Source organism: Granulicella mallensis, assembly GCF_014203225.1.
GTDB classification, from domain to species: Bacteria; Acidobacteriota; Terriglobia; order Terriglobales; family Acidobacteriaceae; genus Granulicella; species Granulicella mallensis_A.
Window position 1 is genome coordinate 346,041 of record NZ_JACHIO010000001.1, and the last position, 11,398, is coordinate 357,438.

Here is an 11,398-nt window from a genome sequence, read left to right on the forward strand (position 1 = left end):
TGCGATCATCCGCAGGCACGAGTTCAATGAACCAACACGACCGTGCCGTTTGCTTAAAACGGCTTGCCGCCGCTACAGCCGGCCGACGACTCCATTCGCCTCAAGGAACTCCTTCATCGCAGCAGCAATCTCCACGAAGTGTGTCTCAATGGCAAAATGGCTTGTCCCGAAGCCAGGCAGGTCGGGGGCAATCGGCCGGAAGTGATCTGCAAGACGTGGGATTAAATCCCGGAACATGTGGCTTGCCGCCGGAAATCCATGCAAAAGCAGGAGAGCGGGTCCGTCTTGCGGACCGGCTTCCCAATAGAAGATCTTGATTTCGCCGCCCTTCACCGTGCGGTATCGGACGATAGACCCGACAGCAGGCAAGTGTCGTCCTTCGCTCATCAGAAGATCTTGGTTCATAACGGGCTCTCTCATGTTTGTGGCACATCATTGTCAGGTGCCACAAATTGCACAGATTTTTAGTGCAACCGAAATACCAACCTTGATCGAGGGTTAGACATGAAGATAAGTCATTTCGGATCAATGAGATGTCCGCGAAGATTCAGCACGGCAACACAGTTTCAGCTGACGAATTCGTGACGGATACACAACACTGGCGAAATTTGGTCGTGACTCGGTCGCAGCATTTGGTTTTGCCGTATAGATCAATCCCAACTTCACTTTATGCGTCACAGTACGGAGGGATGAGAAATCGGTCTCGAGGTTTGCTACAAGCGCCGCGAAGGGATGGCATATCAGGGCATTGATCAGAGCGAGAGTCATCTGAGCAAGCTGCTGGAGATCGCAGACATGTTTTCGCTGACGATCGAAGGCGCGCATCGGCTGTTCGGGTACAGGTTCATGATCGCGACGGCAAACCCCATCGGTGCATCGCGCATGGGCGCGCTTACGCTCGGGCCTTTGCATGGATGTTCTCCGCGAAGGATTCAATGGAGTATCACTACCGGAGAATGGAAGGCAAAGGTCTCTTCCGTGATATTCAAGCCTCAGCTTTTCTGTAAACGCGGATTCAACGAGTAGGTCCCGGTTAGCGTGACTCTTGCGATGACGTGGCCGTCAAGTGCCGCTCGAACGTTAGCGCCAGTGGGGTCACCACTCACTTCGAGATGAGGCACATCCAGTGCGTAAAGGGTGAAAACGTAATGGTGCAACAAGCTATCGTTCCAGGGTGGAGCGGGGCCATCGTAGCCGAAATAAGTCCCTTGCATGTTCGCGTCACCGGCAAACCAACTCGTGTAATCGTTGATTCCGTGACGCAAATTGTTCGGTGCTTCAGGCCCCGTTTTGCCCCGCGGTGTGACACCGTTGCTGTGACCTCCAGCGACGATCTCCCGAGCCTCTGCTGGAATATCCATGAGCGTCCAGTGGAAGAAGTCGACTCGTGGCAGAGATGCGGGCACCTCACGATCTTCCTTGTTAACGTCATCCGCCTGGCTCGGAACGTCGCTGTCGTGACAGATGAGCACAAACGACTTGGTCCCTTCAGGCACTTCCGTCCATGCCAAATGAGGGTTGCGGTTGCTGCTTAGAGAGACACGGGTGACGGGGTCTATGACTGCGAAGGCAAATTCACCAGGAATTGCTGCACCGTCGTTGAAACTCTGGCTACTAATTTTCATCGTGAAACTCCTTTTGTGGGTTGAACTGGAGACGCATTGTGACTACCAACATGAACGGTGGCCAACATAAGCAAGAGGTAGTGCATGCGGGGATCGGGCCAAAGGCATAGATGGGTTTGTTGGTCTACTAACCTCCACGCTGTGGAGGCGTCATTTCGTCCGGTCGCACCCACAAATCGAACGGCTCTGCGATGTGCCCACAATCAGCATATTAGTGCATGTCTTTTCCGTTCATCTCGGCATATCGAGAGTCATTGCGTTCCGTGCTCGTTAATTCGCAATCGTCGGCTAGCCGCGCAGTGACCGTCCGCACGGGATAGGTCACTGCGCGGGATCAAAACTGTACCTTGAGCACAAACTGCAGCACGCGTGGAGTGTAGTTTCCGTTGGTTGCGGAAATAGTGCCAAACCCCGCCCCTGAGCGTGTACGCTGTGCTGATTTGTACGAGCCACTCCGTCAGCACAAGGTAAAAACTGAGATGCGATTGACGGGGCCCTCACTCAATGCGCTCTCTGGAATTACTCTTGCCGAGCGAAAATCTCATGTCCGTGCGAGCGTCATGGTCCCGGCATACAGTGCTGCGCTTCTCAAATGGCAATAACCTGTCTTGCAATGAATCGTATGTTGTAACGGAACACGTGGGTCTCTAGACCTGGGTGTTCACCGTTACCCTTGCGAATCAGAGTGGATGCAGAACGACAGGAGCTTGGGCACCGGTACAATCTGTGCAGAGATTCACTACTCGGTGGACAGATATTGTAGATTTGCGACCGTTGAACTTGTTATGCAAGGAATGCTTTCACGTTAGGCGAATGGTGAAATTGATGAATGAGACCATCGCCATTAACGTTCTAACTCGCACCGACGAAAGGAAGTGCACTCGTGTTTGTAACGCTCCGCTGGATTCTTGCCATTGGTATTGCCCTGCCGCTGTCTCTCGCTCATGCCCAAGAAACCGTCAAAGACTGGACAATGCAGGATGCGTCAAAGGTGACGGCGACTCCGGAGGAGATCTCATCTTCCCACTTCAAACCTTCCGATTGGTATCGGGCCACCGTTCCGGGCACCGTGCTTACCACCCTGGTGGACAACAAGGTCTATCCCGAGCCCCTCTATGGCGAGAATATGCGTCACATCCCCGAGAGCCTCAACAAGACGGGATACTGGTATCGGTCAACAGTCACGATCCCATCGAGATACAAGCATCGGCAGGTCTGGCTCCACTTCGCCGGGATTAACTATGCGGCCGAAGTCTGGATTAATTCGCAGAAGGTTGGCACCATTCGGGGTGCCTTTCTTCGGGGCGATTTCGAAGTCTCCAAGTTAGTCAAACCGGGCCACAGCTCCATTGTGGCTGTCTTTGTCACTCCGCAACCGCATCCGGGTATTCCACACGAACATACCGTAGCCCTCGGGGTCGGGAAGAACGGAGGTGAAACGGCTATCGACGGACCAACCTTTCTTTCGACGATCGGATGGGACTGGCTGGCGGCAGTCCGTGACCGCGACACAGGTATCTGGCTCCCCGTGACGCTTTCGGAGACAGGGCCCGTCCTAGTGAAGGATCCATTTGTTACCAGTGAACTGGACGACGCTCACACGTACGCGAATCTTGCCATCTCTACAATTCTTGAGAACAGCACCTCCAATCCCGTAAAGGGCATATTGACCGGTGTGATTACCGGCCCTTCAGGCGATATCACCTTCCATGAACCGGTCTTGATGGATGCCGGCAGTAGCCGGCAGATCAAACTCGACAGCACCTCGATTCCAGAACTGCATGTGACGAAGCCTTCTCTCTGGTGGCCGAATGGCTATGGCGCACAGAGCCTCTATCATCTGGATCTGCGATTCGAGGTAGGAGGAGTCGTCTCGCAATCCGTATCTACTCAGTTCGGAATTCGGAAGATCGAGTATCAAGTGCCTGACTCGGACAACCTTACGATCTCAGTGAATGGTGTTCGAATCATGATCCGTGGCGGAAACTGGGGCCTCGACGAGGCCATGAAGCGAATTCCTCGCGAACGCCTGGATGCACAGTTTCACATGCACGCGCTCGCTCACATGAATATGATTCGCAACTGGGTTGGACAGAGTACGAGTCCCGACTTCTATGACCTGGCGGATCGATATGGCATTCTCCTTTGGGACGAGTTCTTTCAGCCAAATCCGGGAGACGGGCCCAACATCACCGATATTCCCACCTATATGGCGAACGTCACCGATAAGGTATTGCGCTATCGCAACCATCCGGCCATTGCTGTCTGGTGTGCCCGCAACGAAGGCTATCCTCCGAAGGCTCTCGACGAGGCAATCAAAGCAAAGATGCTGATCCTCGATCCGAGCCGTCTCTATCAGTCGAACTCCGCAGACGGTCGCGGGGTCTCATCCCACGGACCTTACTTCTGGCGCTCACCACGATACTTCTACGCGTTCAACGAAAGCTTCAAGACAGAAGTAGGCTCGGTCTCGATCCCAACGATCGAGTCTATTCAAGGCATGATGCCGAAAGAGGATTGGGAGACCATCAATGACGACTGGGCTCAGCACGATTTAGCCAAAGGGGCTCAACGGGGCGATGAGTACCCTCTCGTGTTAGCGAAGCGATATGGAAAGATTCGCAATCTGGCCGACTTTGTACGCAAGAGTCAACTCGCCAACTATGAGACCTTCCGCGCGATGTATGAGGGACGTAATGCCGAAATGTTCAAAACCACCACGGGCGTCATTACCTGGATGAGCCATCCAGCACAGCCGAGCTTTGTCTGGCAGCTTTATCACTACGACCTGGAGCCAAACGCCTCACTCTTTGCTGTCGAGAAGGCTTCCGAACCAATCCATATACAACTGAACGAGTCGAACGGCGCGGTTCAGGTCGTAAACAATACCTCGAAGAAGCTCTCCGACCTCACAGCAACGGCTACGGTATTCAGCCTGGACGGGGAGAAAGCTCTCGGAAAATCCTATCCTGTGAATGGCATCCCTGCCAGTACCACGGTCAAGATCGCGCAGATCGAAGTGCCAGCCAGGATTTCATCGATATACTTCGTCAAGCTGGATCTGACCGATTCATCCGGTTCTGTAGTCTCTACCAACTTCTATTGGCAGAACGTTGCTCAGGATGATTTTGACGCACTTGAGACGATGCCGCTCGTCAGCCTCGATGCCTCGGGTTCCTCTCACGTTGAGGGTGACGAAACGATTCTCCAGGTCGATCTGAAGAACAATACAAACGCAATTGCGTTGATGACTCACCTGCAACTTCATCGGGGACCTTCAGGCGAACGAGTGCTTCCGGCTTTCTACTCGGATAACTACATCTCACTCATACCTGGTGAGACGAGGCGAGTGACTATCCAAGCCGCGACGAAAGATCTGAAACAGGAGCCTCCAGTGATTGAGATTGACGGCTATAACGTGACAGTTAAAGCTGTGAATAGTGCCTTAGCAATTCAGGACAATCAGAATGCGCAGCCGACGCACTGGCCGGCGTCAGGGATTGTTCCTTAAAACGTAAGAACCAATGACCATGAAGTACGCTGGTGAGCGTGACCGTTCTCGCGACGGCGCGCAGAGGTATGAGGATGACTCAGCGCGTCAAACGGACGCAGATCGTGGTGAGAAACCGTCGGAATAGACAAGCTGCATAGGTCTCTTCCCCTGAAGCTTGTCGTGACTGCGTGGTGAAACCTCGTGACGATCTAGGTATAATCCTGTGCGTCGCCGATGTCGGTCACGGTGCCCTGCCCATGCCTCCATCGAAATTTCGCACGGCAGCTCACCTGCTCCTGGATCGACGCGCAATGGATAGACATTGCTCCGATGGCTATCGATTCGTGGACCTCTGTCGCCGACAAAAGTGCGAAATGATACAACAGATGTTAGCTTTCAGAGCTGGCGTCTGACGTGTCCTAAGGTTCGTCCGCCGAAGGTATCGTTGATTTTAGAGTCATTGCGTAATGGGGTCTTGGATGAAACAGGGGATGCGCGCCACTGTTAGTGACGTTGCTCGAATGGCCGGTGTTGCTCCTATGACGGTTTCGCGGGTCCTTACCGGCTCCGCCAAGGTAGCAGATGCCACGGCGGAACGGGTTCGAAAGGCAGTCGCTCTGCTCCGCTACCAGCCCAACGAGCTTTCGCAGGCGTTTCGCTGGAATCGCTCGCATAGTATTGGGCTAATCGTTCCGAACCTGACCGACAGAGCCGTCTCTGTGAGCGTCGCAGCGATCAATGACGTCGCGAAGATGCATAATTACACCGTGAATTTGGCAACTTCCAATGGCAGCCCTGAAACGGAGAACATTCAGGTCAAACTCATGATCCAGCGCGGCGTCGAGGGGATCGTCATCATCCCCAACGAACAGGAGTCTCACAGTTTTCACTATGAGAATATCGAGAAGGTCCCGTTCGTTGCACTTCTGAACCCAATGCCAGGAATGCCGGTCGACGCTGTCCTGGCTCAAGAACGGCAGGGAGCGCGAGCGGTCGTTGAACACCTGGTCGAGCGCGAGCATCGGAATATCCTGTTCATCGCCGAGGGGGCTTCAACATACATTTTGCGCGAGCGCCACGAGGGATATCGTAACGCGATGTTGCATGCGGGACTAAAACCGATTGAATGCTTCTATGGCAATTCGCAGCAAACACTCGAAACCGTTCTCAGGAAACAACTGGCGTTGAGCCAAGAAGGCATTACAGCGGCTGTTACCGGGAATGAGAGTGCGACTCTCGCCACGATTCGCAGCCTCCGGTCTCTTGGAAAGATTAAGGCACCTTCGCTATGCCTTATGGGCTTTGATGATTTCCCTGCTGCAGATCTCCTGATACCGCCGGTCTCGATCATCCGTACACCCGTTACGGAGATGGCGACCCTGGCCATCAACATGCTCTTCGGCAAGATCGAGCATAGTGAGTTGAAATCAGAAGGAAATGTAAGCTTACCCGTTGAACTCATTCAACGGGAATCGAATGACCGCAAGAGCGGGCATGCAATCGCCCGCGCCCCTTCTAGACGGTAAGTTTTCGGTTCGTTTTTCCAGGTTTTGTTGCAGTTGTTCCGATATGGAGCCGCTCGGAGTTCACGGGACCGGTGGAGGAACGAACGATTAAGCTTGGCTGCATCAAAATCGACTTGGAGGCCTTCGCTTCCGGGTAGTGGATCTTGTTTAAGAGGACACGGGCAGCCAGGGAGCCCATGTGCTTGAGCGGCTGCCTGATGGTGGTCAGGCTCGGCTCGCAATACTCCGCACTTTCAATGTCATCGAATCCGATCACCGAAATGTCATCGGGGCAGGAGAGGCCCGCTTCCCTGATGGCTTTGATCGCCCCGATCGCCACGAAATCGTTGAAGCAACAGATCGCGGTGAAGTCCGTCCTCCTGGCGAGAAGATCTCGCACAACCGGATAGCCCAGTCTTGGACTCCACTGGTTCTCCTCCAACTGCAGGCATAATTCCTCATGAATATCCAGCCCAAGCGTTTTGGCCGCATAACAGAGACTGGTCCAGCGCGACTTCGCGTCGAGGGACTCCTTTTGTCCCCGGATGAATGCGATACGACGGTGGCCGAGCCCGAGAAGATGTTGGAGCGTCAGTTCCGCCGCTAAGTCATGGTCGATGTGAATCCGGGTAGCCCATGCCGCCGTTTGGTGATTGCTCAAGGCCACCGAAGGCACGTTCGTTGGGGGCGGGAGCATGGAGTTGACGAAGATCAAGCCATCGACACGGCTATCTACAAGACTCGCGGCATAGGCCGTGAGAAGATCCTCCCGCCCATGGTGGCAGACGACACTGTGAAGATAGCCCGTTTCAAAAAGCTCTTTTTCAATTCCATTGAGGACGGAAGCTAGATACCCGTCAGCGACCTCAGGGACAACAACCCCGATGCTAAAGCTGGCTCCCGGGCTAGGAGCAAAGAGATTGCTGCTCGAAGACACTTCAAATTCCTTGGCGGCAAGAAAGACTCTTTCCTGAACTCCGGGAGACATCATATGCCCCAGATTCCGCCCACTCAGAGCCATTCGAACTGTCACCGGAGACAGGGCGAGCCGTTCGGCGATCGAGACGAAATCTTCGTTACGCTGCGCCCCTGGAGTCCGCCTAGCGGTGTCCGGAGATATATCCCCGCTGACTGTGTCGATTGAGTGGCTCGCTTCCATCATTTGCAGATATTACGGGGCGGTCAGAGTGGTTGTACAGGCTATGGTGCACATCAAACGCAAGCAACTGATTTCATTGAGCTTGAATTCTGCAAATGATACAAGGCACAACGAATGATATTGTCTGATCATTTTTTCGTGAGGCTGCGACATGCGGATCAATTTCAATAATCCTCAGACCGGCTAATCCCTATCGAATGTTTAATACAGTTTTCGCGGGCAAATCCGCGGATGATGCACCTCCACGAAATTCGTAGCTGCCCTCAGCGCGGTGAAAACGCTCACTGGCAGAGTCAAAGACGGAAAGTGCAAGAGGATCGAGATCCAGATGGACTTGTTGACTTTGGCCAGCAGCCAGCTCAACTCGTTTCCAAGCCACCAGACGTTGAGGCTCAGCAGCGCTGGCGGGAAGGGATGCATAAATTTCCGCCACTGTGGCTCCAGACAGATTGCCGGTGTTGCGGACAGTCATCGTAGCTGAGACCCGATCGCCATGAATCGACATGACTAAATCGGAATATGAAAAGGTCGTATAGGAAAGGCCAAAGCCGAATGGAAACAGGACTTGCTTCCCTTTGAAGGCGTACCATTTATACCCTACGTTGAGGCCCTCATCATACTTCACATCAAAGGGCGGAAAGCCCTTTCGATTTTGCTCATCCTCATAGTTCCCATAAAACTGTCCTTGCGAAGCCTTCGGTGGCTGCACGATGGATGCCTGCGGTAGATCCCGGTCCGCCAGGGGAAAGGTAATCGGCAGCCGACCCGACGGGTTCACGTCCCCCAAAAGCACTCTGGCGAGCGCCGCTGCACCTCGGCTGCCTGAATACCATGTTTCTAGAATCGCCTTGACGCTTCCCGCCCACGGCATCAGCACAGCGCTACCGCTCTCCACAACAACGACAGTATTGGGATTTGCATGAGCCACCTCCGCGATGAGCTCGTCTTGCCGTCCTGATAATCCCAGAGTCGGCAGATCCATAGCTTCGCTCTCCCATTGGTTGGCGAAGACGATCACCGCATCGGAGTTCTTTGCAAGCTTTGCCGCTTCTTGCAGATCATCACCAGATGCGAAATTGAAGGCGACGTTCGGGCACCGCACTCTAAGTTCATGAAGGGGCGATGCAGGAAACCAGACTTCGGACATCCATTTTTCTTGCCCCTGGCCTGGCGGCGCAATTGCATTGCCGACCGGCGGATCTACCTGCGCCGACCCGCCCCCCGAAAGCATCGCGATATTGGCGTGTGAACCGATGATCGCAACATGCCGGAGAGCTTTCGAGTCCAGCGGCAAAATGTTGTTTTGATTCTTTAACAACACCATCGATCGCTCAGCAATCGCCTGCGATACCTGAAGCCCCCGCTCAGCGTCCACGACGCTCCGCTGCTGAGGATGCTCAAACAGGCCTGCGGAGAACTCCGCAAACAGCACTCGCTTTACATGCTCGTCCAGCTCTTTTTGAGAGATCGTGCCGTCCAGGACAGCGTGCCGGAGCGGCTCGCCATAAAAGAACTCTCCGGGTTCCTCGTTGTCAAGGCCGGCCGCGGACGCTTTGATGGTGCTGTGTGTGCCGCCCCAATCAGAGACTACGAATCCCTGAAATCCAAAAGATTTTCTGAGGACATCTGTCAGCAGATATTTGTTCTCACACGCGAAATCTCCGTTGACGCGGTTATAGGAGCACATGACCGCACCGGCGCCTGAGTCGCGAAGGCCAATTTGAAACGCCAGTAAATCCGTCTCCCGCATCGAGCGTTCATCGATCTGGACGTTCACGGCGTTCCGTCCGCTCTCCTGGTCATTCATCGCGAAATGCTTGATATCACCGATTACATGCTGGGCCTGTAGCGCTTTCATCGTCCTGCCGACCATCGTGCCCGCTAAAAGCGGATCTTCTCCCTGATACTCAAAATTGCGGCCGTTCCGAAGTTCACGTGCAAGGTTGGTGCCGCCTCCCAACGTCATGTTGTAGCCTTGAGCCCGAAGCTCTCTCCCGATCAGAGTTCCAAAATCGGTTGCGCTCTCCAGGTCCCAGGTGGCAGCAAGCGCCATATTACTCGGCAGCGCGGTTGCATAGCGCCCGGCGCGCTCACTCTTAGTCACGCCATAGGCAGCATCGGCCATTTGAATACCTGGAATCCCAAGCCGGGGTATGCCATCGACATAACCTGCTCCTCCGTTGGATAAAACTGCCTTGGGTCCAGGTGTACCGAAACCCGGTTGGCCGGTTCCATGAAGCAGCGTGATCTTTTCGTCCAGGGTCATCTCATGGAGCACCATCTCGGCCCGAACGTCGGGAGCGATCTTCGGGTTCATCCATGGACGAGCGTCGACCTGCGCCTGAGCACCATTGCCCCACTGTGAACTTACGATGATCACGCAGTTAGTCAGTAGCCCTATGACTCGATGTTTCTTCACTTCGACTCCTTCTCTCAGCACAGCAATTGAGGCCATCAACAAGATCGCGGAGATACTGAAGCACATCCAAGATTCCCCACTCAAACCGGCGGCAACATCAACCACGCAGACTTTCATTCTTCAGCGTGCCTATTCGCCAATCGGCACGCTGCCCGAAAGGGTTTCAAGTGAGCCTTCCGTTTATCAATGATACCGGTATCAATGCCGGCTAGACGCTTCATCGGCAGCAACTCCAGGAGCAACGTGACGTCTCCACACCTGCATTGCCTGTGCTGTCTAAACGCTTCAGGTTCTCAGGTTTTTCACATACTCAAAGTCAATGCGCAATGAGTCCATCGGAGGCATGTTAAAACCCTCCTGCTCGACAAAGTAGTGTTTGATGTGCGCAGCCCTAGCTGCCTCAAAGATTGGAAGATAGTTCTCTGTCCCGCGCCCCAGCTCGGCGGGAGGGGGTGGATTTACCACGTCAGCGGGCTTGTTCGAGCGTTTGAAATCCTTGATATGCAGCATCGAAAACCGTGTCGGATACTTCTTCAAATAGGCTATCGGATCTCCACCACCGACCTTCACCCAACCGCAGTCCAACTCGAAGATCACCAGATTTGAATCCGCCTCCGCGATCATCGCGTCGAACGGCACCACTCCATTCTGCGGAGCGAATTCCATCGTGTGATTGTGATATCCCACCTGCAGGCCGAACTTCCGCGCCTTCTCACCAATCTTATTCAACTGGTCAGCGGTCCAGCGCATGTCCTCTACCGTAAACGCACGCACCTGGTCCGCAAACGACAGACCCGCCGCTCGCGATGGATCGCGAAACCCCGGAAACGAGCAGATCACATAGTGGCAGCCAAGTTCCTCGTGGAACGCGAAGATCTTGTCAGTAGCGGGACTGAGGTCCTTGTAACTATAGTGGCCACTCACGCAATGCAGTTCCGCATCCGCCATTGCCTGCTTTACCTGCGAAGGCGTGTGGTTGTAGAAGCCGGCGGCTTCCACCTCGCGATAGCCGATCGCACCGATCTGTTTTAGAGTTCCGGCAAAGTCCTTTGCCAACTGGTCACGCACGGAATACAGTTGCAGCCCAACCGGCAACCCCAGTGGCGCTGCCCATCCATGACTGTTGCTTGTCGCGACCGCAATTCCGGGTAAGGAACACGCCGCGCCCTTCAGAAAAGTACGTCGAGTCTGCTGCAT

General features: G+C 54.2%; 7 protein-coding genes. 2 read left to right on the plus strand and 5 right to left on the minus strand.

Annotated elements, in window-relative coordinates; all coding sequences use genetic code 11:
- Positions 1-72: 72 nt before the first annotated feature.
- Together HDF15_RS01250 and HDF15_RS01255 are read right to left on the minus strand one after the other, a co-directional pair.
- Positions 73-405: an alpha/beta fold hydrolase gene (locus HDF15_RS01250; RefSeq protein ID WP_311733009.1), complete on the minus strand. Its 333-nt coding sequence runs from the start codon at positions 403-405 to the stop codon at positions 73-75.
- 587 nt (positions 406-992) lie between these two features.
- The gene (locus HDF15_RS01255; RefSeq protein WP_184252460.1) at positions 993-1,625 is read right to left on the minus strand and encodes a YbhB/YbcL family Raf kinase inhibitor-like protein; all 633 of its coding nucleotides are present in this window, start codon (positions 1,623-1,625) and stop codon (positions 993-995) included.
- Between the two features lie 883 nt (positions 1,626-2,508).
- On the opposite strand from HDF15_RS01255, the gene HDF15_RS01260 reads away from it, so the two are divergent.
- A complete protein-coding gene (locus tag HDF15_RS01260; protein ID WP_184252461.1) occupies positions 2,509-5,136 on the plus strand; it encodes a glycosyl hydrolase 2 galactose-binding domain-containing protein in 2,628 nt (875 codons plus the stop codon).
- A gap of 473 nt (positions 5,137-5,609) precedes the next feature.
- Positions 5,610-6,644, plus strand: coding sequence for a LacI family DNA-binding transcriptional regulator (locus tag HDF15_RS01265; RefSeq protein ID WP_184252462.1), 1,035 nt, complete (start codon positions 5,610-5,612; stop codon positions 6,642-6,644).
- Here HDF15_RS01265 and HDF15_RS01270 read toward each other — a convergent pair.
- The 3 genes from HDF15_RS01270 to HDF15_RS01280 all read right to left on the minus strand — a co-directional run bounded on the left by HDF15_RS01270 (position 6,634) and on the right by HDF15_RS01280 (position 11,398).
- A complete protein-coding gene (locus HDF15_RS01270; protein WP_184252463.1) occupies positions 6,634-7,614 on the minus strand; it encodes a LacI family DNA-binding transcriptional regulator in 981 nt (326 codons plus the stop codon). The two genes, HDF15_RS01265 and HDF15_RS01270, sit on opposite strands and share 11 nt — an antisense overlap.
- 358 nt (positions 7,615-7,972) lie before the next feature.
- Complete coding sequence (locus HDF15_RS01275) at positions 7,973-10,306, minus strand: glycoside hydrolase family 3 C-terminal domain-containing protein (protein ID WP_184252464.1); 2,334 nt, start codon at positions 10,304-10,306, stop codon at positions 7,973-7,975.
- 180 nt (positions 10,307-10,486) lie between these two features.
- Positions 10,487-11,398 carry a sugar phosphate isomerase/epimerase gene (locus HDF15_RS01280; RefSeq protein WP_184252465.1) on the minus strand — a complete coding sequence of 304 codons (912 nt, stop codon included), beginning with the start codon at positions 11,396-11,398 and terminating at the stop codon, positions 10,487-10,489.

Excerpts from the sequence above, each read along its gene's own strand:
- HDF15_RS01250 (WP_311733009.1), bottom strand. The coding sequence starts at position 405 with ATGAACCAAGATCTTCTGATGAGCGAAGGACGACACTTGCCTGCTGTC.
- HDF15_RS01255 (WP_184252460.1), bottom strand. The coding sequence starts at position 1,625 with ATGAAAATTAGTAGCCAGAGTTTCAACGACGGTGCAGCAATTCCTGGT.
- HDF15_RS01265 (WP_184252462.1), top strand. The coding sequence starts at position 5,610 with ATGCGCGCCACTGTTAGTGACGTTGCTCGAATGGCCGGTGTTGCTCCT.
- HDF15_RS01270 (WP_184252463.1), bottom strand. The coding sequence starts at position 7,614 with ATGATGTCTCCCGGAGTTCAGGAAAGAGTCTTTCTTGCCGCCAAGGAA.
- HDF15_RS01280 (WP_184252465.1), bottom strand. The coding sequence starts at position 11,398 with ATGCAGCAGACTCGACGTACTTTTCTGAAGGGCGCGGCGTGTTCCTTA.